The organism is Pseudomonas sp. JY-Q (assembly GCF_001655295.1).
GTDB lineage: Bacteria > Pseudomonadota > Gammaproteobacteria > Pseudomonadales > Pseudomonadaceae > Aquipseudomonas > Aquipseudomonas alloputida.
The window spans coordinates 3,724,657-3,747,920 of record NZ_CP011525.1; the positions used below are offsets into that span (position 1 = coordinate 3,724,657).

Below are 23,264 nucleotides of genomic sequence, written 5' to 3' on the forward strand. Positions count from 1 at the left end.
CGAAGATAACTACGACTTATATAGTCGTAGTTACTCAAAGGCCATACAGCTGGCCCTCGATGCCCTCTTCGAACCTTGCGGAGCACCTTCATGAAATCCAACATCCTGATCATCGGTGCCGGCTTTGCCGGTGTCTGGAGCGCCCTGAGCGCTGCCCGCCTACTCGACCAGGCGCAACGTGCCGACCTCAGCATCAGCGTGCTGGCGCCACAGCCGGAACTGCGCATTCGTCCGCGCTTTTACGAGGCCGACGTGCATGGCATGAAGGCGCCTCTGGGTGATCTGTTCGAGGCTGTGGGCATTCACTTCTTCCGGGGCAACGCCGACAGCATCGACACCGAAGGTCGCAGCGTCAGCTATACCGATACCCACGGCCAGCCACAGCGCATCGCCTACGACCGCCTGATCCTGGCCGCAGGCAGCCAGGTTGCCCGCCCGGCAGTACCAGGCCTGGCGGAGCATGCGTTCGATGTCGACCAGATGGAATCGGCCATGCGCCTGGAGCAGCATCTGGTCGATCTGGCCGCCCTGCCCGCTTCGCCAACTCGCAATACCGTGGTGGTGTGCGGCGGCGGCTTCACCGGCATCGAGACCGCAACCGAAATGCCTACTCGCCTGCGCTCGATCTTCGGGGCCGACGCGGCATTGCGGGTAGTGGTGGTCGACCGTGGTGCGCAAGTGGGGGCGGCATTGGGTGAAGGGATCACACCGTCGATTGTTGCCGCGTGTGAACAGGCCGGGGTCGAATGGCTGGCCGGCGCTTCGGTGGTGGCTGTCGATGCTGCGGGAGTCACCCTGGACAACGGCGAGCACATCGCCAGCAACACGGTAATCTGGACCGTTGGCGTCAAGGCCAGTCCGTTGACGGCGCACGTTGCCGGCGAGCGCGATACCTTCGGCAGGCTGAAAGTGGATGGCCATTTGAAAGTGCTGGGCCAGGAGCACGTTTACGCCACCGGCGACACCGCCTGGGCTGCGGTGGATGACCTGGGCAACCATGCCCTGATGACGTGCCAGCACGCCATCCCCATGGGCCGCCACGCCGGTAACAACGCCGCCGCCGACCTGCTCGGCCTGCAGCCGGTGCTGTATCGTCAGCCCAAATACGTCACCTGCCTGGACCTGGGCGACTGGGGCGCCGCCTTCAGCGAAGGCTGGGAGCGCGAATTGAAGCTGCACGGCCAGGAAGGCAAGGCCCTCAAGCGCCAGATCAACTCGGTATGGATTTACCCGCCAGCGGCTGACCGCGCCTTGGCGCTGGCTGCGGCGGACCCAATGATCGCCATCGTTTAACGGCGTTTTCCTGACAAAACCGTCAACAATTGGCGGTTTTGTCAGTTTTGGCCGTTACATTGAATGGCTGTTCAATAATGATGGCCATATGGCATCATTGAAATCAAAAAAGTCACGAGGGTGAGACACACAAACAACTCCGCAGCGCATCAAGAGCCTGGCGCCATACCGGTGACCCGGCCATCCACCCAAGCTCCTGAGGCCTGCACGCCACCGTCAAGGAGCATTCCATGCAGTTACGGAATTTGAAGATCGGCATTCGCGCTGCAAGCGTGTTCGCCCTGTTGGGCATCCTGGTCCTGTTCATGGGCTTGATCGCACTTTACGAAACCCGGCAGATGGACAAGGCCACGGATGAAATCCGGGTGACCTGGATGCCGGCCGTAATAGCCCTCGGTGACATCAGCACCAACCTCGGGCGTGCCCGCGCCGTCACCTTGCGTGCCGCGCTGGACGACAACCCCAGTGACCGCGAGCGCAACCTGCAGATGCTCAACGGCATCAATACCGAGCTGAATAATGCGCTGAAGGATTATGCCGACACGATCATCGCTGCCGATGACCGCGCCCTGTTCAATGCCTTCAGCGCTGCTTATCAGCACTATTTCGAATTACAGACCCGTGTGCTGCAAGGCATTCAAGCTGGGCACATGGACGATGCCAAGCAGCAGATCAGCGGCCCGCTGACTCAGCGCGCCGACAGCATGATGCAGGCCATGGCAGCGTTGATCGCCTATAACGGCACAGGTGCCGAACAAGCCTCGCAGCGCAGCAGCGACGTAGCGGACGAAGCGTTCACCGCGCTGGTTGCCTCACTGGTGGTAATCATGCTGGCCCTTGCCGCCATCGCCACCGTGCTCACCCGCAGTATCGTTGTGCCGCTGGCCGATGCGCTGGCTGTGGCCGAGCGCGTGGCGACCGGCGACCTGACCCGGGAAATACGGGTAACCGGCCGCGATGAGCCGGCCATGCTATTGCGCGCCCTGAGCCGGATGCAGGGCAGCCTGCGCGATACCATTCGCCAGATCGCCGCGTCTTCCGACCAACTGGCCTCGGCCTCGGAAGAACTGCACACCGTCACTGAAGACACCAGCCGCGGCCTGCATCAGCAGAGTGCAGAAATCGACCAGGCCGCCACGGCGGTGAACCAGATGACTGCGGCAGTGGAGGAAGTGGCGAACAACGCGGTCAGCACTGCTGATGCTTCCAAAGGCGCTGACCAGACCACCCGCGATGGCCGCGACCAGGTCAACCAGGCGCTGGCATCCATTCAGCATCTGGTAGCGGATGTGACCGGCACATCGGTTGAGATCGAGCAGCTGGCCAGCAACGCCAACGAGATCAGCCGGGTGCTGGACGTGATTGGTGCAATTGCCGGGCAGACCAACCTGCTGGCACTGAACGCCGCCATCGAGGCGGCACGGGCCGGAGAGGCAGGACGTGGGTTTGCCGTGGTGGCTGACGAGGTACGCGCCCTCGCCCACCGTACCCAGCAATCGACGGCAGAGATCGAGCAGATGATTGCCGGTATCCAGAACGGCACCGAGCGGGCGGTAACAGCAATGCACAGCAGCCAGGGTCGCGCCACGGGTACGCTGGAAGTGGCACAAAGCGCAGGGCAGGCGTTGGAAGTGATTGCCGAGGCCATTGCTTCGATCAACCAGCGCAACCTGGTGATTGCCAGTGCCTCGGAAGAGCAGGCGCAGGTCGCACGCGAGGTGGACCGGAACCTGGTGAATATTCGTGACCTGGCGATGCAAACGTCGGCGGGCGCGAACCAGACCAGTGCGGCGGCGCAGGATCTGTCGCGGTTGGCGGTGGACCTGAACGGGATGGTGGCGCAGTTCAAGGTTTGATCCAAAACAGCCGGGGCCGCATTGCGGCCCCGGCTACAGCAACAGCGGTCTATCAGTCGTTGACGCTTACCACCCGCCCCGCCTTCTCGACAGCCTTGCCGCGCGTCGCCAGGCAGTAGTAAAGCGGCACGGTCACCAGCAAGCCGAACAGCCACGACAGGTCAGCCCCTTCGACAATGTTCGAGTACGGCCCCACATACAGCGAAGTATTGGCAAACGGCAGCTGCACCAGGATGCCGCAGGCATAGGCAATGATCGCGTGGTGGTTGAAGCGGCCATAGATGCCGCCGTCGGCACTGAAGATCGAGGCGATGTCGTACTGGCCCTTCTTGATCAGGTAGAAATCGATCAGGTTGATCGAAGCCCACGGCACCAGCACCAGCAGCAGCGCCAGGATCAGGCCGATGAACTGGCCGATGAAGTCCGCCGAGGCATTCAGTGCCACCATCCCGCAGCCCACCAGAATGATCGAGGCCAGGATCACCCGTACCCTGATGCTCGGCGTCCACTCGGCCATGAAGGTCTGGATCGCGGTCACGATCGACAGCACGGCGCCGTATAGGTTGAGGGCGTTGTGGCTGATGATGTTAAGCAGGAACAGCACCATCAGGATCGGGCCCAGCCAGCCGGTGGCCTGCTTCACCGCATCCATTGCGTCGGTGCCTTCCGGCACGCACAGCACCGCCACCGTACCAAAGCTGAAGCACAGGATGGTGCCCAGGGTGGCGCCGAAGTAAGTGGCCCAGAACGGCTTGGCAATGCCCACTTCACGGGGCAGGTAGCGCGAGTAGTCAGAGGTGTACGGCGAGAAGCTGATCTGCCAGATCACACCCAGCGACACGGTGGCAATGAAGCCCGACAGGTTGAACGCGCCACGGCTGAAAAAGTCAGCCGGCAGATCCTGGACGAACATCATGATGAAACCGGCCAGCAACGCCGAGCCCATCACCCAGGTACCGATGCGGTTGAGGATATGGATGAAGCGGTAGCCGATCACGCCAATGGCAGTCGCACTCAGGGCACCGATCACGATCGCGCCGGGCATCGGCACGCTCGGCGCGATGCCGTGAATGGTCTTGCCCGCCAGGACGATATTGGAAATGAAGAAGCCGACATAGATCAGCGCGGTGAAGAACACGATCAGCAAGGCACCGTAGCGGCCAAACTGGCCACGGCTCTGCACCATTTGCGGAATGCCCAGCTGCGGCCCCTGTGCAGAGGCCAGGGCGATGACCACGCCCCCGACCAGATGGCCCAGCACGATGGCGATCAGGCCCCACAACAGGTTCAGGTGGAACACCTGGACCACCATGGCGCCGGTCACGATAGGCAATGGCGCAATGTTGGTACTGAACCAGAGGGTGAACAGGTCGCGCGCCTTCCCATGGCGCTCGGCAGGTGGAACGTAATCGACCGTGTGATTCTCGACAAACTGGTGTTGCGACGACGGTTGGGACATGGTTTTCAGCTCGAAAGGTCGTTTTTATCTTTGTAAGGAAACCGCATCAAGGCGGCCTCTCAGCTGCGGACCATATTATGGTATTCCAAACTTTTGACAACACTGATCCGCATGAAAAAACGGCCACTGATCCGCTTGCAAAACCCCTGCGACAAACCGCCTCACCGCTCAAGGCCACGGTTTTCGTGGCTTTGGGCCGTTCATCGCGAAAACGCAGGGTTGAAAATTCCGCTTGCAAAATAGGTATTACGGTATACCATCAGACACATCAACGATAAAAACCGCGGACCACCGCAGCCCTTCAGAGGTACTCCCGATGATCGACGCAACTGTCTACAAGAACGTTCTGGGCTCCTTCCCGTCCGGCGTTACCGTCATCACCACCCAGGACGACGACGGCTCGGTCGTCGGCCTGACCGCCAGCGCCTTCTCCTCCCTGTCGATGGACCCGCCGCTGGTGCTGTTCTGCCCCAACTACACCTCCGACTCCTACCCGGTACTGATCAAGCAGAAGCGCTTTGCCATTCACCTGCTGTCCGGTGAACAGCAGGCTGAAGCCTACGCGTTCGCCAAGAAGGGCAAGGACAAGGCCAGCGGCATCGAGTGGACCCTGAGCGAACTGGGCAACCCGATCCTGGCCGGTGCCACCGCCGTCATCGAATGCGAACTGTGGCGTGAATATGAAGGTGGCGACCACGCCATCATGGTGGGCAAGGTACACAACCTGATCGTCCCTGCCGAAGCGCCACGGCCGATGGTGTACTGCCGCGGCAAGATGGCCAGCCTGCCGGCCTTTGCCTGAAGCCTGCAGTTGGACGCAGCCTGCTCCCACACTGAAGCCCGATTGACTGACGGGCAATAACAAGCGTTGAGGAAAAACCCATGAAATTTTCGTTGTTCGTACACATGGAACGTTGGGATGAACAGGTCAGCCACCGCCAGCTGTTCGAAGACCTGACCGAACTGACCCTGATGGCCGAAGACGGCGGTTTCAGCACCGTGTGGATCGGCGAACACCACGCCATGGAATACACCATTTCGCCAAGCCCGATGCCGCTGCTGGCCTACCTGGCCGCGCGCACCGAGAAGATCCGCCTGGGCGCTGGCACCATCATCGCGCCGTTCTGGAACCCGATCCGCGTCGCTGGCGAATGCGCCCTGCTCGACGTGATCAGCAACGGCCGCATGGAAGTGGGCCTGGCCCGCGGCGCCTACCAGTTCGAGTTCGACCGCATGGCAGGTGGCATGCCGGCCACCGACGGCGGCAAGGCGCTGCGCGAGATGGTACCGGTGGTGCGTAAGCTGTGGGAAGGCGACTACGCTCACGACGGTGAAATCTACAAGTTCCCGACCTCCACCAGCGTACCGAAGCCGTTCAACGCCACGCCGCCTATGTGGATCGCCGCCCGCGATCCGGACTCGCACAACTTCGCCGTTGCCAATGGTTGCAATGTCATGGTCACCCCGCTGATGAAGGGGGACGAAGAAGTGCTGGACCTGAAGAACAAGTTCCAGGCCGCCCTGGACAACAACCCAGACGTGCCGCGCCCGCAACTGATGGTACTGCGCCACACCCATGTGCACAGCCCGGCTGATCCGGAAGGCTGGAAGGTCGGCGCCCAGGCGATCTCGCGCTTCTACCGCACCTTCGATGCCTGGTTCGGCAACAAGACCACCCCGGTGAATGGCTTTCTGGAGCCGAGCCCGGAGTCGAAATTCGCCGAAGTGCCGGCGTTCCAGCTGGAGAACATCCGCAAGAACACCATGATCGGCACGCCGGAAGAGATCATCGCACGCATCAAGTACTACCAGGAACTGGGCGTCGACGAGTTCAGCTTCTGGTGCGACAACAGCTTGCCCCACGCCGAGAAGAAGAAGTCGCTCGAGCTGTTCATCAAGGAAGTGGTGCCGGCGTTCGCCTGAATTCCCATTGCCTGAATCATTGCGGGACGCGCCCGCTCCCGTGGGCCCCTTCGGCCTGCGTGAGCGGGCTTTTTTTTGAAACCTGTGCAGTCCTTGTGGGAGCGGGCAAGCCCGCGAAGAGGCCAGTACAGACAACAGAGAAATCAAGGCATCAGGCCACCTTTCGTCCCCCGACAAGAGAAATTTCCTGACACCTCTTGCACAACAAATATTATGGTATACCATCAGACAACAAGAGCTGATAACCCTCACCAGGAGCCATCCATGAGTTTCGAAATCCGCAAGATCGTCACCTACTCCGAAGAGACCCGCATCGAAGGCGGCAAAGCCACCGACAAGCCGGTGACCATGGTCGGCCTGGCCGTCGTGATCAAGAACCCATGGGCCGGTCGCGGTTTCGTTGAAGATCTGAAGCCGGAAATTCGCGCCAACTGCTCGGAGCTGGGAGCCCTGATGGTCGAGCGCCTGACTGCTGCCATTGGCGGCGCCGACAAGATCGAGGCCTACGGTAAGGCCGCCGTCGTCGGCGCCGATGGCGAAATCGAGCACGCCTCGGCCGTCATCCATACCCTGCGCTTCGGCAACCACTACCGCGAGGCGGTACAGGCCAAGAGCTACCTGAGCTTCACCAACAAGCGCGGCGGCCCAGGCACTTCGATCCAGATCCCGATGATGCAGAAGGACGACGAAGGCCTGCGTTCGCACTACATCACCCTGGAAATGCAGATCGAAGATGCCCCGCGTGCCGATGAAATCGTCGTGGTCCTGGGCGCAGCCGATGGCGGCCGCCTGCACCCGCGCATCGGCAACCGTTACATCGACCTGGAAGAACTGGCTGCCGAAAAAGCCAACGCTCAATAACAACAACCAAGACGGGCCGGGGCGTGGCGTGCTTACCCGCCGCGCCCGACCTTCAAGGAGCGCCCTCCATGATTCAGCCTGTCGCTGAACGCACACCTGCCGGCACCAGCTATCTGGATGTCGGCCAGGGCCAACCCGTGGTGCTGATCCACGGCGTGGGCCTGAACAAGGAAATGTGGGGCGGTCAGTTCGTTGGCCTGGCCAACGACTACCGCGTCATCGCCTACGACATGCTCGGCCACGGTCAAAGCCGCGTACCGGCCGCCGACACACCGCTGGAAGGCTATGCCGACCAGCTCGCCGAACTGCTTGACCACCTGCAAATTGCACAAGCCACCGTGATCGGCTTCTCCATGGGCGGCCTGGTTGCCCGTGCGTTCGCCCTCAATTACCCGCAGCGCCTGGCTGCACTGGTCGTGCTCAACAGCGTGTTCAACCGCACCCCCGAGCAAAGTGCCGGGGTGATCGCCCGCGCTGCACAAGCGGCGGAGCTGGGCCCAGACGCCAACGTCGATGCTGCCCTGGACCGCTGGTTCAGCCGTGAATACAAGGCTGCCAACCCCGCCCAGGTCGCCGCCATTCGCCAGGTGCTGGCGAGCAACGACCCGCAGGGCTACCACACCACTTATTCGCTGTTCGCCACTCAGGACATGTACCGCGCCGACGACCTGGGCAGTATCCAGGTGCCGACGCTGATCGCCACCGGCGAACTCGACTCGGGCTCCACCCCGGCCATGACCCGCCAGCTCGCCGCCAGCATTCCTGGCGCACGCAGTGTGGTCCTCGCCGAGCAACGGCATATGATGCCAGTGGAAGCACCGCGTGAAGTCAACAAGATGCTGCTGGACTTCCTCACCCAAGCCCGCACCCTCACCGAATCCGCCAAGGGGATTGTTGCATGACCCTCGTTCGTTTCCAGATGTGCATCGACGGCCAATGGCGCGATGCCCAGAGCGGCAAGACCTTCGACAGCCTCAACCCGGCCACCGCCCAGGCCTGGGCGCAACTGCCCGACGCCGATGAAGCCGATGTGGAGCTGGCCGTTCAGGCCGCCCAGCGTGCCTTCGACAGCAAGGCGTGGCGCAGCATTACCGCCACCGCGCGCGGCAAGCTGTTGCGTCGTCTGGGTGACCTGATTGCCGAGAACAAGGAGCACCTGGCCCAGCTGGAAAGCCGTGACAACGGCAAGCTGATCCGCGAAACCCGCGGTCAGGTCGGCTATCTGCCGGAGTTCTTCCACTACACTGCGGGCCTGGCCGACAAGCTCGAAGGCGGCACCCTGCCGCTGGACAAACCCGACCTGTTCGCCTACACCGTGCACGAGCCAATCGGCGTGGTTGCCGGGATCATCCCGTGGAACAGCCCGCTGTACCTCACCGCGATCAAGCTGGCGCCGGCCTTGGCTGCCGGCAACACCATCGTGCTCAAACCGTCCGAGCACGCCTCGGCGACCATCCTCGAGCTGGCCCGACTGGCCCTTGAGGCCGGCTTCCCGGCCGGTGTGGTCAACGTGGTCACCGGCTACGGCCCCAGCACCGGCGCGGCGCTGACCCGCCACCCGCTGGTGCGCAAGATCGCCTTCACCGGCGGTGCCGCCACCGCCCGCCACGTGGTGCGCAGCAGTGCCGAAAACTTCGCCAAGCTGTCGCTGGAACTGGGTGGCAAGTCGCCGAACATCATCTTCGCCGACGCCGACCTGGACAGCGCCATCAATGGCGCCGTGGCCGGCATCTACGCCGCGTCCGGGCAAAGCTGCGTGGCCGGTTCGCGCCTGCTGGTGCAGGATGAAATCTTCGACGTGTTCGTCGAGCGCCTGATTGCCCGCGCCAAGCGCATCCGCATCGGCAACCCGCAGGACGACGCCAGCGAAATGGGCCCGATGGCCACCGCGCAACAGCTGGCAGTCGTCGAAGGCCTGGTGGCAGCAGCCAAGGCCGAAGGCGCAAAACTGCACATGGGCGGAAAGCGTGCCGACGTTGAAGGTGACGGCTGGTTCTACGAGCCGACCCTGTTCGAGTGCGACAGCAACGCGATGACCATCATGCAGGAAGAAGTGTTCGGCCCGGTCGCCGCGGTGATCCGCTTCAAGACCGAAGAAGAAGCACTGGCCATAGCCAACGACTCGCAATTCGGCCTGGCTGCCGGCATCTGGACGCGCGATCTGGGCCGTGCCCACCGCCTGGCCCGCGACGTGCGTTCGGGGATCATCTGGGTCAACACCTACCGTGCCGTGTCGGCCATGGCACCGATAGGTGGTTTCAAGAACAGCGGCTACGGCCGTGAGAGCGGCATCGATTCGGTGCTGGCCTATACCGAGCTGAAGACCGTGTGGATCAACTTGTCCACCGCGCCGATGCCCGACCCGTTCGTGATGCGCTAAGAGGAACACGAGATGATCGAACCCGGCATCTACAAAGACGTGATGGGCTCCTTCCCATCCGGCGTCACGGTAGTGACCACGCTGGACGCCGACGGCGGCATCGTCGGCATCACCGCCAGTGCATTCAGCGCGCTGTCGATCGACCCGGCGCTGGTGCTGTTCTGCCCCAACTACGCCTCCGACACCTACCCGATTCTGCGCGACAGCAAGCAGTTCGCCATCCACCTGCTGTCCGCCGACCAGACCGCCGAAGCCTATGCCTTCGCAGGCAAGGGCAAGGACAAGGCCAAGGGCGTGGAGTGGCACCTGAGCGAGCTGGGCAACCCCCTGCTGGCCAAGGCTACGGCGATCATCGAGTGCGAGTTGTGGCGCGAGTACGACGGCGGTGACCACGCGATCATTGTCGGCGCGGTGAAGAACCTGGTGTTGCCGGCCGAGCCGGTGACCCCGATGGTCTACCACAAAGGCAAGCTCGGCGCCCTGCCGCCGCTTGGCTGATACATCTTGAAGTCGGTGTTGGCCGCTTCGCGGGCTCGCCCGCTCCCACAGGTATCGCACAGATCCTGGAACCCGTGGGAGCGGGCAATCCCGCGAAAAAGCCAACACCGATGACCCTGTTTTCAGGGGTCGCGCTAATCGTCTCACCCTCGGTTGCGGCCCCTGTTTTATGCCGGAGTACTGCACATGAGCAATGAAAAGTACGAAAAGGGTCTGAAAATCCGCACCCAGGTGCTGGGCGAGGACTACGTCAACCGCTCGATCCAGAACGCAGATGAGTTCACCAAACCGTTGCAGGAGTTGGTCACCGAGTATTGCTGGGGTCACGTCTGGGGCCGTGAAGGCTTGTCGCTGAAAGAGCGCAGCATGATAAACTTGGCCATGATTTCCGCGCTCAACAGGCCCCACGAGCTCAAATTGCACATTCGCGGTGCCCTGCGCAATGGCCTGAGCCGTGAACAGATTCGCGAAATCCTGCTCCAGGTCGGCATTTATTGCGGCGTACCCGCGGCGGTGGACAGTTTCCGCCTGGCCCGTGAAGCCTTTGCCGAAGCCGATGCGGAGCCAACCCGTTAACAACGGGCTGTTCGAACCACTGCATGGAAAGCCTCGGTTCGAGGCATTCCGCGATGTTGGCGCAACAGCCTCATAAAGAGCGCACCTGATGAAACGCCAGCCACTCGACGACAGCTTCAAGGTCAACCGCAATCCCGTTACTCTGCGCGAAATCGTGCTCGACAAGCTGCGCGCCGCTATCATGAACTTTCACCTGCTGCCCGGCGACCGCCTGGTCGAACGCGACCTGTGCGACCGCCTCGGCGTCAGCCGCACTTCGGTACGTGAAGCGCTGCGTCACCTGGAGTCCGAAGGCCTGGTGGAGTTCGCCGACGCCAAAGGCCCACGGGTGGCCATCATCACCCTGGAAGACGCACGTGACATCTATGAGCTGCGCTGTGTGCTCGAAGGCCTGATCGTGCAACTGTTCACCCTCAACGCCAAGGCCAAGGACATCCGTGCGCTGGAACGCGCGCTGGAAGTGAACCGCGAGGCACTGGAAGAAGGTGAGCTGCAACAGGTGCTGGATTCGGTACAAGGTTTCTACGATGTGCTGCTGGAAGGCTCCGGCAACCAGGTGGCGGCCCAGCAGTTGCGCCAGTTGCAAGCACGCATCAGCTACCTGCGCGCCACCTCGGTATCGCAGGAAAACCGCCGCGGCGCCAGCAACCGCGAAATGGAAAAGATCGTCGAGGCCATCAAGGGCGGTGACCCGCTGGTAGCCCACCAGGCCTCGGTCGACCACGTCCGCGCCGCCGCCAAGGTGGCACTGGACTACCTGCGCCAGAAGCAGGATGACAACGCCAAGGTGCGCGACATTGTCGAACCCTTGGCCCTGAAGGAACCCCGCATAGGTCGCTGATCATGCCCAATGCCCCGCGCTACTGCCCGCACTGCACCACGGAACTGGCCCGGGGCGTTCCCACAGGCGATACCCACGAACGCCTGCATTGCGCCGGCTGCGGCTACATCCACTACATCAACCCCAAGATCATCGCCGGCTGCATCATCGAGCGCGATGGAAAGTACCTGCTGTGCCAGCGCGCCATTCCCCCTCGCCCCGGCACCTGGACCTTGCCTGCGGGGTTCATGGAGGCTGGCGAAACCACCGAGCAGGCGGCGCTGCGCGAGGTATGGGAAGAAAGCGGCGTACGTGCGGACATCGTCTCGCCGTATTCGATCTTCAGCGTGCCAAAGATCAGCGAGGTGTACATCATCTTCCGTGCCATCGTCACCGAAGAAACCGGGCAGTACGGGCCTGAGACGCTGGCGTACAAGTTCTTCGAACCGGATGAAATCCCCTGGGATGAGATCTACTACCCGGCCATCCGGCAAATTCTCGAGCGCTACATCCTCGAGCGGCAGGCCGGGGTGTATGGCATTTACATGGGCAATGATGACACCGGCAAGGTGCACTTCATGCGCTAGCCGGTACGGCCTCTTCGCGGGTGAACCTGCACTCACCCGGATCGCGCAGTTACAGAGGCTCGTGCAGTGGCACAGCCCTCACAAAACCCTCGCCAACGGTCTATTCTCGGTGCACCCTAAGGGCCTTGAGAAAGAGGACCGGCAAAGCACATGGCTAGATGGCTAGATGGCGGCGGGCTAATGGCCGAACGCATCCGCAACCACGACTGGGCCACCACCCCCCTGGGCCCGCTGGAACATTGGCCCGATGCCCTGAAAACCACGATGGCTCTGTGCCTGGCCTCGCGCTTTCCGCAAGCCGTGCTCTGGGGCCCGGACTTGATCACCCTGTACAACGATGCCTTCACCCCGATTCTCGGTCGCAAGCCCCTGGCCTTGGGCATCCCCTTCCGCGACGTGTGGCACGAAGCCTGGGATGAAATCAGCAGCATGGCGGCCCGCGCGTTGGCCGGCGAAGCGGTTTACATCGAAGACTTCCCGCTGATGATCGACCGCAACGGCGGCCTGGAGCGGGCCTATTTTACCTTCTGCTACAGCCCGATTCGCGGCCATGATGGCGAGATACTGGGCATGCTCGACACGGTCACCGAAACCACCGCCAGCGTGGTCACCAACCAGCGCCTGAACTTTCTCGATACCCTCGGGCGAGCCGTGACCGAGGCGACCGACCCGGACCAGATCATGGCCATCACCACCCGCATGCTGGTCGAGCACCTTGGCTTGTCCAGCTGCGCCTATGCAATGATGGACCCCGACGAGGACGGTTTCACCATTTGCGGCGATGCGGTGACACCCGGCTCACCACGCCTGGTGGGCCACTATCACCTGCATGACTTCGGCCGCCTGGCGGTCAGCCGCCTGCGCAGCGGCCTGGCCTTGGTGATCAACGACAACCTGCGCGAACTGGCCACTGACGAGGCGGCGACTTTTCAGGCCATCGGCATTACGGCCACCATCTGCATGCCACTGATCAAGGGTGGCAGGCTGACCGCGCTGATGGCGATTCACGACCGCGTACCCCGGGTATGGACCGACTACGAGCAAGCACTGATCAGCGAAGTGACCGAGCGATGCTGGGCGCACATACAGCGGGCGCAGGCCCATGCCGAAGTGCGCGAAGCGATGGCGGCCCTGGAAGCGCTCAACACCACCTTGGAACATCGCGTCGAAGAACGCACCACTCAGTTGCTGCACACCGAGGCCGTGCTGCGCCAAGCCCAAAAGCTGGAAGCCATTGGCCAGCTGACCGGCGGGGTAGCCCACGACTTCAATAACCTGCTGACCATCATCCGCTCGTCGCTGCACTTCCTGCAGCGCCCCAACCTGGCCGAGGAGCGCCGAGAGCGCTACCTCAAGACCATGTCCGACACAGTCGACCGTGGTGCCAAACTGACCGGCCAGCTACTGGCCTTCGCCCGACGCCAGGCCCTCAGCCCACAGGTGTTCGAAGCCGGGCCACGGCTGGAAGCCATGGCCGACATGCTCGACACCGTCACTGGCGCGCGCATCCGGGTCGAGCTGCAGCTACCCCAAGCGCCCTGCCACATCCGCGCCGACCTCAGCCAGTTGGAAACCGCGGTAATCAACCTGATGCTCAACGGCCGCGATGCCATGGCTGGCGAAGGTGCCTTGCAGCTGCGCCTGCAGGCCGACCAGTGCCTGCCGGCCTTGCGCGGTCAGCCTTCACAGCCAGGCCCGTTCGCGGCGATATCGGTGAGCGACAACGGAGTCGGTATTGCCACCGAGTTGCTGGAGCGCATCTTCGACCCGTTCTTCACCACCAAGGCCCCAGGTGAAGGTACCGGGCTCGGGTTGTCGCAGGTGTTTGGTTTCGCCAAGCAATCCGGGGGCGATGTACAGGTGAACAGCATCCCCGGCCAGGGCACCACCTTTACCCTGTATCTGCCGCAGGAGGCACCAACTGCGGCCTCGCCCGAAGACGCCTCGGCCGGCAGCCAGCCACAGGTACAGGGCGAGCGGCGACGAATACTGGTGGTAGAAGACAATCCCGACCTGGGCAGTTTCACAGCTCAGCTCCTCGAGGACCACGGCTACCAAATCAGCTATGCACGGTCGGCAGAAGAAGCGCTGGCGCAGTTGACTGGCCCGGCAGGTGATTTTGATGCGGTGTTTTCCGATGTGGTCATGCCCGGCATGGGTGGCTTGGCACTGGCCCGCGAACTTCGCCGCCAGCGCCCGCAGTTGCCGGTGATCCTGACTTCGGGCTATAGCGAGGCGATTGCCGAAGGCGGGCACCAAGGGTTCACCTTCCTGGCCAAACCCTACTCGGCAGAACAGGTGTGCCAGATACTCGGCAAAGTATTCGGCCACTGATACCTTGCATCGCAATAGGCGATCAACGGCGCCCTTCTGCCAGCATGCGCACCGCCAGCCCCGCCAGCACCGTTCCCATCAACCAACGCTGAACCTGTTGCCACAGCGGCCTGCCAGCCAGGAACACGGCGATAGAACCGGCCATGATCGCAATCAGCGCGTTGACCGTAACGCTGATGGCAATCTGCGTCGAACCCAGCACCAGCGACTGCAACAGCACGCTGCCGTGGCCCGGCTCGATGAATTGCGGCATGAGCGACAGGTACATGACGGCAATCTTGGGGTTGAGCAGGCTGGTGGCAAACCCCATCGTGAATAGCCGCCGCGGGCTGTCGGCGGGCAGTTCACGGAGCTGGAACGGCGATTGGCCACCCGGCCGCAGCGCCTGCCAGGCCAGGTACAACAGGTACAGCGCGCCACCGATGCGCAGCGCGTCGTAGGCAAAGGGTACCGCCATCACCAGCGCCGTGATGCCCATTGCCGCGCAGAACATGTAGATGACGAAGCCCAGAGCCACACCGCCAAGCGAAATCAAGCCGGCTTGGCGGCCCTGGCAGATCGAGCGGGAAATCAGGTAGATCATGTTCGGCCCTGGGGTCAGGACCATGCCGAGGCAAATCAAGGCGAACGTGAGCAGTTGCGTGGTTTCGGGCACGGGGCACATCCTGGTTGTGCATTAGGTTGCAGCGAGTTTATCTGAAGTCATGCTGAACCGGTAAATTCAGGTCATTTGCCCGGCTATCAAGCCCAGGGCCACGGTAATCATCGCCATCCCCGACACCCGCCCGACCAGCTTTGCCGCACCCGGCCGAGTGCTCAGCACAGCTTTGGCGCCATAGCCGACCAGCGTGTAGATCACCAGCGAACTGCACAGGTGGACCAGCCCCAGCAACAAGATCTGCAAGGGCACAGGCCAGCTCGACTGCGGGTCGGTGAACTGCGGCAGCAGGGCCAGGAACAGCAGGAATACCTTGGGGTTCAGGCCGCTGACGCAAAAACCCTTCAACGCCCAGCGTGAGCCCGACTCCCCCGCGCCGCCCTGCCCGGCCGCCGGCAATGCCGGGCTGAGCAACAGGTTGCCGCCCAGCCACAGCAAGTAACTGCACCCCGCCAGGGTCAGCAAGGTCAGCGCCAACGGGTGACCTGCCAGCAAACTGCCGACCCCGGCCGCCACCACCAGCGTGGCCAGGAAATGCCCCGACAACATCCCCGCCACCGCTGGCATCACCCAGCGCCCACGCATGCCGGCCGAGATGGCATAGGCCCAGTCTGCACCGGGGGTAATCACGAACAGCATCGACACAGCCCAGAACGCCGTCAGCACACTGATAGCCACTTGAATCTTCCTTATCTACTGCATTGGGATGTCGAAAGATTACGGATTTCGCTCGGGGATATTCTTTCGTATATTTCCCCTTTGCATTCATGAATTGGAAGATTCTTCCCAATGGATAGAGCCGATCGAAAAATCCTTGCCGAGCTGCAAAAAGACGGGCGGCTGTCGGTAACCGAGCTGGCCGACCGCGTGGGGCTCAGCCTGTCACCCTGTCATCGGCGCTTGAAGGCACTGGAAGAGTCCGGCGCCATTCTGGGCTATCACGCACGGCTGGCACCGAGCGCCCTTGGGCTGAACTTTGCCGCGTTGGTGTTCGTGACGCTACGCGAGGTGACCCGCCAGCCGGTGGCGGACTTTGAAACGGCACTGGCGCAGATCCCGCAGATTGTCGAAGCGCAGCGGCTGTTTGGCGACCCGGATTACCTGCTGCATGTGGTCGCCAAGGACCTGCCGGCGTTTCAGAAGCTGTATGACGAGCATCTGACCAGTATTCCCAATGTGAAACGCTTGAGCTCGACCTTGGTGATGAAGGAAGTGATTCAGGATCGGTTGCTCCCCATGTAGCTGTTTCCTCTTGTGCCGGCCCCTTCGCGGGTAAACCCGCGCCTGCTGTAGGAGCGGGTTTACCCGCAAAAAGGCCGGCCCAGGCAACCTTTCATCTGCCCTGAAAACGCGCACATCGCACCAACCCAGCCCACCGTGATCCGGGTTGCCAACCCGCCGCCCCTCTACCCCACGGCCTTCAGCCAGCTGGCACTCTCCTTGCTACCGTCACCCGCTTAAGCTTTTGTCAGCCTTAGTTTTTTTAACGCTTATGGGCACATATTTACTAATTTCTCGTTACCCCCGCGCCCCTCATCATCGCTCCAACAAGAACGCGTCGCCCACCGCCGGCACGCCCCCGGGCAGTTCCCAATGCCCTACCTTGCCTTGGAGTCAGTCATGACCAGTGCAGCCAATTCGGCACCCCTGATAGAAAAACACACGATCGGCTACGTGCCCCCGCAAGACCGCCATGGAAAGGTAAGGGATCTGTTCACACTCTGGTTCGGCGGCAACATCGCGCCGTTGCCCATCGTCACCGGCGCGCTGGGTGTGCAGCTGTTCCACCTGAACCTGGTATGGGGCATCGTCGCCATCCTCGTCGGTCACCTGGTCGGCGGGGTGCTGATGGCCCTGCACTCGGCCCAGGGCCCGCAAATGGGCATTCCGCAAATGATCCAGAGCCGCGCCCAGTTCGGCACCCTCGGCGCGCTGCTGGTGGTGGTGATCGCCGGCGTCATGTACATCGGTTTCTTCGCTTCCAACATCGTCCTTGCCGGCAAGTCACTGCATGGCGTGGTCGACGCCGTTCCGGTACCGGTGGGCATCGTCGTCGGTGCGTTGGGTTCAGGCATCATCGGCATCATCGGCTACCGCTTCATCCACGTGCTCAATCGCATTGGCACCTGGGTACTGGGTATCGGTATCGTGGTTGGCTTCGCCTACATCTTCACCCATGTGCAGAGCGACGATTTCCTCACCCGCGGCGGCTTCAACCTGGCCGGCTGGCTGGCCACCGTGTCGCTGGCGGCGTTGTGGCAAATCGCCTTTGCGCCCTATGTGTCGGACTACTCGCGCTACCTGCCGGCAGATGTCAAAGTCAGCTCGACCTTCTGGACCACCTACCTGGGCTCGGCCCTGGGTTCAAGCCTGTCGTTCATCTTCGGCGCCGTGGCCGTGCTGGCGATCCCGGCCGGCATGGACACCATGGACGCGGTCAAGCTGGCCACCGGCACGCTCGGCCCGATCATGCTGGTGCTGTTCCTGCTCAGTGTGATCAGCCATAACGCCCTCAACCTGTATGGCGCGGTGCTGTCGATCATCACCCTGGTGCAAACGTTCGCCTACCGCTGGATCCCCACCGCCAAAAGCCGTGCAGTGCTGTCGCTGATCGTGCTGTCGGCCTGCTGCGTGGTAGCGGTGTTCGCTTCGGCAGACTTCATCGGCCACTTCGTTGACATGGTGCTGGTACTGCTGGTGGTGCTGGTGCCGTGGACGGCGATCAACCTGATCGACTTCTACGCCATTCACAAAGGTGATTACGACATCCAGTCGATCTTCCAGGTCGATGGTGGGATCTATGGGCGCTACAACCCGCAGGCCCTGATCGCCTACGCTGTGGGTATCGTGGTGCAGATACCGTTCATGAACACCCCGCTGTACGTCGGGCCGATTTCCGAGCATATCAACGGGGCTGACCTGTCGTGGCTGGTAGGGTTGGCGATCACCTCGCCGCTGTACTGGTGGCTGGCGAGCCGTGACAGTGCCTACCGTCGTCGGCAGACCAGCGCCAAGCTGGCAGCAGTGGCTTGATCGGTACTGGCCTTTCGCAGCAAAAGATGAAACGGCGGGGTGCAGGCGTCCGAACGCCTGGTGCAATTCAGGCGGGAAACAGCGAACCCGTCGATTGGGAATGAATGGCAAAAAAGGGGCCGGCGCCAGAAGGCCGGCCCATTTCGCTATTCAGAAGTTGAAGGTGTAACGCATGATCAAGCGATTTTCATTAGCGCTGTCAGCGTAGGTCGAGCGGTTCGTGGAGTTTCGCCATTGGAACGAAACACCCTTCGCCGGCCCACTCTGAATGACATAAGAGATATCAGTGACCCGCTCCCATTCTTTGCCCTCCTCCCCGTTAAGGCGGAGTGAAGCGGCTTGGCGGCTCTTCAGCAGATCAGGATCAACATCATCACCTTTCATGTACCGGGTGGTGAACAGCAAGCCTGGTACACCCAACGCAGCGAAATCAAAGTCGTACCTTGCGAACCACACCCGCTCCTCAGGGGCAGTGAATGTACTGACCAGCGATTCGCCGAACAGGTAGGTATCCGTGCCGTTTACAAACGCAAACGAGGTGTCGCCCCAAGCCTTCTGGTAACCGCCACCGAGGGTGTGTCCCTTGATGCTGTAGGCGAAGTAGCTACTCAGCGTTCTGTTGTCCACCTCACCCAGTTTTTTGGAGCCTGTCTCGCTGGCATCGAACACGCGAACATCCGCGATCACATTGCCTTCCCCCAACGGTTTGATGACTTTAATGCCGGCGAAGTAGGAGGTGTAGAGGTCTTCAAGCTCGGCGGCGTGCAAGCTGAAGGTCATGTCCTTCGTGGGCTTGAAGTCAAATGCCAGGTAGTTGTAGTGATCCGCCTCAACCGGGGCATAGCCCGTGGCTGTGAGTGATTCGAAATCGGTGGAGTTACGCTGCTTCACGGCGTTGACCCTTATAGCCGTTACCGTCAATTTATCGATGTCGTTGACGGTCAGCGAACCACCGCGAAAGACCTGAGGCAGCAGGCGGCTGTTATTACTCCAGAGTAAAGGCATCAGAGGGTTCACCCCCCCTATCCTCAACTCCGTCTTACCCATCCTTGCTTTGGCGGTGGCTACGAACTTACCGTATTCATCCTCAACCTGCCTGTCGGAATCGTAGGCCAGCAGCCCTGATCCCGTTCTGTCCGGGCTGGAATCAAGCTTCACCCCCAGCAAGCCCATCGCATCAATACCGAAGCCCACGGGCCCTTCTGTAAAACCCGATTGCAAGTTCAAAATAAAGCCTTGCGCCCACTCATCGCGCTTGGACTGAGTGGCGCCATCATTGCGAAAATCGCGATTATAGTAGAAGTTACGGAGTTCGAGACTGCCTTTGAAGTCTTCCACGAACGCGGCAGAAGCATAAGGCGCGACCAGCAATGCTGCTGAACAAGCCAACGATTTTTTTAAAGCAATAGACATCACAGGCACCTTGTTCTTGTTGTGTGCTTGAACATGGAGCGCAGCGAAGCGCCCCATGCAATGCCAATCCTACAAATGGGTGAAGGCCCGCTTTAGCGGAATGATCGAAACAGTATCACCCTGCCCGGCGCTAAACTTGGACAGGGCGCACGCCAGGTTTTTTATTCTGAGTGAAAGGTCGTGAATGCACGCACGGGTTCACGGCCAGTAACCAACGTGTTCTCAATGCTGCCATCATCGGCATAACCCAAGCTCATCCCACAGACGAGCATTTGGCTCTTCGGTATTGCCAGCATTTCAGTGATGATGCTGTGATATTTAAGGAATGCTGCCTGCGGGCAGGTGTGCAAGCCTCTTCCCCGTGCGGCAATCATGAGGCTTTGCAGGAACATGCCATAGTCCAGCAGGCTCCCTTCCTGAAGCACGCGGTCAATCGTGAAGAACAGGCCAACAGGCGCCCCGAAGAAGCGATAATTCCGGCCGTGTTGCTCGTGCATCCTTTGTTTATCGCTTCGACTGATGCCCAACAAGCTATAGAGCCCCCACCCTACCTCCCTGCGCCGTTCGATGTAGGGAGATGTCCACTCCCTGGGGTAATACGCGTAGGGATCAGAAAAGCGTTGGTCATCAGCCGGATGGTCATCAACCTCAGTAATTGCTGCGGACAACCGTGCCTTCATATCGCCGGTAACAACATGCACGTTCCAGGGCTGCAGATTGACGCCTGTTGCGCTATAGCGCGCAACGTTCAGAACCGCTTCAATTTCCTCTCGCGGAACTGGGGTTGGGAGGAACGACCTGATGCTCCGACGTGAGACGATTGCCCAGTCGATCAAACGGGCAGTTTCGTCCGAACCTACCGGTGATTTGCGCAAGCGATCAATAAGCATACTTGGCACCTGTCTCGCAGAATTATGGTCAGGTCAGCTCGTGGGCAACCGTGGCCTTCTTCCTCACTACAGCCGAGTCCGAGCGAGATTGGTTGATCATGGTCACTGCAACAGCCCCTACCAGGCCGGCGAGCGCGATTGCCATGAAGTTCTGCTCCAGCGGCAACGCCATCGACACCAAGGCACCAATCAAAACAGGTGCGACAATCGCCCCGACGCGACCGACGCCCGAGGCAAAACCGACGCCAGTTGAGCGGATGGTGGAGGGATAGAAATCGCCGGCGTATGCATAGGCCAGAAGCTGGGTGCCAAGGGTCGAGGCCCCCACGATGAACACGACGACAAAGAGCAGTTCGGTGGAGCGGGTATATCCCAGCAACGTGAGTGCGACCGCGCCCACTACATAGAACACCACCAAGACGTGTTTGATGCTGAATTTGTCGCTAAGCCATCCACCCAGAATTGCACCGAAGATCGAACCGAGGTTGAACACGATGACGAAATTCAGGGCTGAACCGAGGCTGAAACCCGCCATGGCCATCAACTTGGTGAGCCACGAATTGAGCGCATACACCATGAACAGCCCGGTCATGAATGCCATCCAGATCATGACCGTGCTGTATCCACGGCCTTCCAGGAAAAGGCTTCGTACTGGCTTATCTTGAGCAGAGATAATCTGAGGATTGCCGACGAACTGCGTGTCATCCGTGATCACAAGGTCAGGACGAAGGCGACGCGCGACGATTCTCAACTCGTCTTGTCGACCCTGCTTCAACATAAAGCCGATAGAGTCGGGCATTGACTTGAGAATGAAAGGAATCAAAACCACTGGCAGGACGGCCACGTAAAACACATATTGCCAACCGTAGCTTTCGATCAGTTGTTTACCCGTCAGGGCTACCAGAATTCCGCCCACCGAATAGCCTGCGAAAACGATGGTCACCAGCCGGGTGCGAACTTTCAAGGGCGAGAACTCACCCATCTGCGCCGTACAGATGGGCAACACACCGCCGATGCCCAAGCCGGCGATAAAGCGCATGATACTGAAGGTCAGCGGGCTGTCAGTGAACCCTGCCGCAGCGGTGAAAACGCTGAACAGCGCCACACAGATCGCGATCATTTTCGGCCGGCCAATTCGATCTGCCAATGTGCCTAAAAAAATGGCGCCCAGCATTGTCCCAAACAATGCTGAGCCAGCCATTACCCGGGCGCTGGTTGCGTCAATTTGCATATCGGCCATGATGGCCGGTAAGGCAGCCCCCACCACTGCCAAGTCGTAGCCATCGATAATTAGAATTAACACGCACCAGAACAGAATAATCCCATGAAAGCGGTTAAACTTCGACTCTTCGGTCAACGTGTACATATTCAAAGAACTCATACCGTGTCTCCTTCAATCTTATTGTTGTGTTTTTGAAGTCCACATACGTATAGCGATCTGGCACAACTCGACCACACGCACAGGTACGCATGGTTCCGCGTGTAAGTCGGGAGAGTTGAGAGACCCTAGAAGGCGCCCGAGAAAAATCGTAGGCCTAATGGCAAGGCCCAACCATGCCCAATGGCATCATTCTGCTTGACCGGAACGGGCAGTTTTGGAAAACCAGATGGCTTCAATCAGCGGGTGATCAGCCCAAGCGCAGAGGACTAGTCCCCTCGAGGGCTACGCAACGAGCGTCGGTAAGCACCAGGGGTGATACCCGTCCATTTTTTGAATGCCCTGTGGAACGCACTGGTCTCAATGAAGCCAACCTCTGACGCAACGCCATCCACCGTCATACCTGCCCGGCAGAGCAGACTGATGGAAATATCCCGCCTTAGATTATCTTTGAGCCGTTGGTAGGTGAAACCCTCAGCGTAGAGCCTTCGCTGTAGGGTGGAACTGGACATGCTCAAGTCGCGTGCGAGTTCATCGAGTTCAGGCCACGTGTGTGGAGAGAGCAGTTTTAGTCGCCGCCGGATCGTAATGCTCGTGCTGTCGTCGTTACGGTATTTCACAAGGAAGTTACTTGGCGTTCCCTTCAAAAACAAAGGCAGTGTGCTGAGCGTTTGGCAAACCTTGTACTCCAAAACATTCTTCTCGAAAACAGCGGAGGTTCTCTCGGCCCGCCACTCGATTTCCTCACAAAAACGCATTCGATAGTCGCTGTCGTCCTCTGGCTGAGGAGGACGCATCGATAACTTCAAAACAGGGATGCGCCTGTCGCACAGCCAACAAAGCAGACCGTGCACGAGGACCAGCCAGGCACCATAACAAAACGCCCTTCGCGACTCACCATGATCATGGATGACAATTACAGCATACTCTCCATCGCACTCCACCGACCCATAGATGTCATCAAGGGCAGCCCTGAGAAACGCCAGAATCCGCTTGAGCGCCTGTCCAATGGTGTCGCAGCCGAGGGCCAACTGCGCCATCAGCTTGAAACTACCTCTGCGAAGGGGGTGACTGTCTGCCGCAAAAAACTCATCGTCGAGCAAATCCGCTAACGCAATCCACAATCTGGAGAACGTACCAGCAGGTACCCTGGCATAGCGCTGGTCCAGCAGGCGTGGATCAATATGCGCGTGGCTGAGCACAGTAGCAACATCCAGGCCACGCAGTTCTGCTCCTTGAAGTGCGTCCCGCACGAGGCTGATCGACGTGGTGCCTTTGTGGGCAGAAAACTCCATCTGGGGCTCC

21 protein-coding genes are annotated in these 23,264 nt (G+C 60.7%); 14 read left to right on the plus strand and 7 right to left on the minus strand.

Annotated features, from left to right (window positions below; translation table 11 throughout):
• Positions 1–90 precede the first annotated feature (90 nt).
• Both AA098_RS16905 and AA098_RS16910 read left to right on the plus strand, forming a co-directional pair.
• A complete protein-coding gene (locus tag AA098_RS16905; RefSeq protein WP_064614800.1) occupies positions 91–1,293 on the plus strand; it encodes an NAD(P)/FAD-dependent oxidoreductase in 1,203 nt (400 codons plus the stop codon).
• Between the two features lie 230 nt (positions 1,294–1,523).
• Positions 1,524–3,149 (plus strand): methyl-accepting chemotaxis protein, encoded by a 1,626-nt coding sequence (locus tag AA098_RS16910; protein WP_064614801.1) that lies wholly within the window; start codon positions 1,524–1,526, stop codon positions 3,147–3,149.
• A gap of 52 nt (positions 3,150–3,201) precedes the next feature.
• Here AA098_RS16910 and AA098_RS16915 read toward each other — a convergent pair whose 3' ends face one another.
• On the minus strand, positions 3,202–4,608 hold the full coding sequence (locus AA098_RS16915; RefSeq protein ID WP_003256059.1) for a cytosine permease: 1,407 nt from the start codon (positions 4,606–4,608) through the stop codon (positions 3,202–3,204).
• A gap of 316 nt (positions 4,609–4,924) precedes the next feature.
• On the opposite strand from AA098_RS16915, the gene AA098_RS16920 reads away from it, so the two are divergent.
• From AA098_RS16920 to AA098_RS16965, 10 genes are all read left to right on the plus strand, one after another.
• Positions 4,925–5,410, plus strand: coding sequence for a flavin reductase family protein (locus tag AA098_RS16920; RefSeq protein ID WP_003256061.1), 486 nt, complete (start codon positions 4,925–4,927; stop codon positions 5,408–5,410).
• Between the two features lie 80 nt (positions 5,411–5,490).
• Positions 5,491–6,531: an LLM class flavin-dependent oxidoreductase gene (locus AA098_RS16925; RefSeq protein ID WP_003256063.1), complete on the plus strand. Its 1,041-nt coding sequence runs from the start codon at positions 5,491–5,493 to the stop codon at positions 6,529–6,531.
• A 264-nt stretch (positions 6,532–6,795) separates the two neighbouring features.
• Positions 6,796–7,392: an amino acid synthesis family protein gene (locus tag AA098_RS16930; RefSeq protein WP_003256068.1), complete on the plus strand. Its 597-nt coding sequence runs from the start codon at positions 6,796–6,798 to the stop codon at positions 7,390–7,392.
• 68 nt (positions 7,393–7,460) lie between these two features.
• Positions 7,461–8,294 (plus strand): alpha/beta fold hydrolase, encoded by an 834-nt coding sequence (locus AA098_RS16935; RefSeq protein ID WP_003256070.1) that lies wholly within the window; start codon positions 7,461–7,463, stop codon positions 8,292–8,294.
• Positions 8,291–9,772: an aldehyde dehydrogenase gene (locus AA098_RS16940; protein WP_003256071.1), complete on the plus strand. Its 1,482-nt coding sequence runs from the start codon at positions 8,291–8,293 to the stop codon at positions 9,770–9,772. Before AA098_RS16935 ends, AA098_RS16940 begins: the two co-directional genes overlap by 4 nt.
• A gap of 12 nt (positions 9,773–9,784) precedes the next feature.
• The gene (locus AA098_RS16945; RefSeq protein ID WP_003256072.1) at positions 9,785–10,270 is read left to right on the plus strand and encodes a flavin reductase family protein; all 486 of its coding nucleotides are present in this window, start codon (positions 9,785–9,787) and stop codon (positions 10,268–10,270) included.
• Between the two features lie 186 nt (positions 10,271–10,456).
• Positions 10,457–10,846, plus strand: coding sequence for a carboxymuconolactone decarboxylase family protein (locus AA098_RS16950; protein WP_003256073.1), 390 nt, complete (start codon positions 10,457–10,459; stop codon positions 10,844–10,846).
• A gap of 88 nt (positions 10,847–10,934) precedes the next feature.
• Positions 10,935–11,687: a GntR family transcriptional regulator gene (locus AA098_RS16955; protein ID WP_003256074.1), complete on the plus strand. Its 753-nt coding sequence runs from the start codon at positions 10,935–10,937 to the stop codon at positions 11,685–11,687.
• 2 nt (positions 11,688–11,689) lie between these two features.
• Positions 11,690–12,253, plus strand: a complete 564-nt coding sequence (locus AA098_RS16960; RefSeq protein ID WP_003256075.1) for an NUDIX hydrolase — start codon at positions 11,690–11,692, stop codon at positions 12,251–12,253.
• A gap of 150 nt (positions 12,254–12,403) precedes the next feature.
• Positions 12,404–14,587, plus strand: a complete 2,184-nt coding sequence (locus AA098_RS16965; RefSeq protein ID WP_003256076.1) for an ATP-binding protein — start codon at positions 12,404–12,406, stop codon at positions 14,585–14,587.
• A 22-nt stretch (positions 14,588–14,609) separates the two neighbouring features.
• On the opposite strand, the gene AA098_RS16970 is transcribed toward AA098_RS16965, so the two are convergent.
• Positions 14,610–15,242, minus strand: coding sequence for a LysE family translocator (locus AA098_RS16970; RefSeq protein WP_003256077.1), 633 nt, complete (start codon positions 15,240–15,242; stop codon positions 14,610–14,612).
• A gap of 66 nt (positions 15,243–15,308) precedes the next feature.
• A complete protein-coding gene (locus AA098_RS16975) occupies positions 15,309–15,923 on the minus strand; it encodes a LysE family translocator (RefSeq protein ID WP_003256078.1) in 615 nt (204 codons plus the stop codon).
• Between the two features lie 111 nt (positions 15,924–16,034).
• On the opposite strand from AA098_RS16975, the gene AA098_RS16980 reads away from it, so the two are divergent.
• Both AA098_RS16980 and AA098_RS16985 read left to right on the plus strand, forming a co-directional pair.
• Entirely contained in the window at positions 16,035–16,487 is a 453-nt protein-coding gene (locus AA098_RS16980) for an Lrp/AsnC family transcriptional regulator (protein ID WP_012052000.1), read from the plus strand.
• 378 nt (positions 16,488–16,865) lie between these two features.
• Positions 16,866–18,278 carry a cytosine permease gene (locus AA098_RS16985; RefSeq protein WP_003256080.1) on the plus strand — a complete coding sequence of 471 codons (1,413 nt, stop codon included), beginning with the start codon at positions 16,866–16,868 and terminating at the stop codon, positions 18,276–18,278.
• Positions 18,279–18,428: 150 nt separating this feature from the next.
• On the opposite strand, the gene AA098_RS16990 is transcribed toward AA098_RS16985, so the two are convergent.
• From AA098_RS16990 to AA098_RS17005, 4 genes are all read right to left on the minus strand, one after another.
• Positions 18,429–19,748, minus strand: a complete 1,320-nt coding sequence (locus tag AA098_RS16990) for an OprD family porin (protein WP_003256081.1) — start codon at positions 19,746–19,748, stop codon at positions 18,429–18,431.
• A 104-nt stretch (positions 19,749–19,852) separates the two neighbouring features.
• Positions 19,853–20,581 carry a nitroreductase gene (locus tag AA098_RS16995; protein ID WP_003256082.1) on the minus strand — a complete coding sequence of 243 codons (729 nt, stop codon included), beginning with the start codon at positions 20,579–20,581 and terminating at the stop codon, positions 19,853–19,855.
• 28 nt (positions 20,582–20,609) lie between these two features.
• Positions 20,610–21,962, minus strand: coding sequence for an aromatic acid/H+ symport family MFS transporter (locus tag AA098_RS17000; RefSeq protein WP_064614802.1), 1,353 nt, complete (start codon positions 21,960–21,962; stop codon positions 20,610–20,612).
• A gap of 266 nt (positions 21,963–22,228) precedes the next feature.
• Positions 22,229–23,254: an AraC family transcriptional regulator gene (locus AA098_RS17005; protein ID WP_003256087.1), complete on the minus strand. Its 1,026-nt coding sequence runs from the start codon at positions 23,252–23,254 to the stop codon at positions 22,229–22,231.
• Positions 23,255–23,264: the final 10 nt, after the last annotated feature.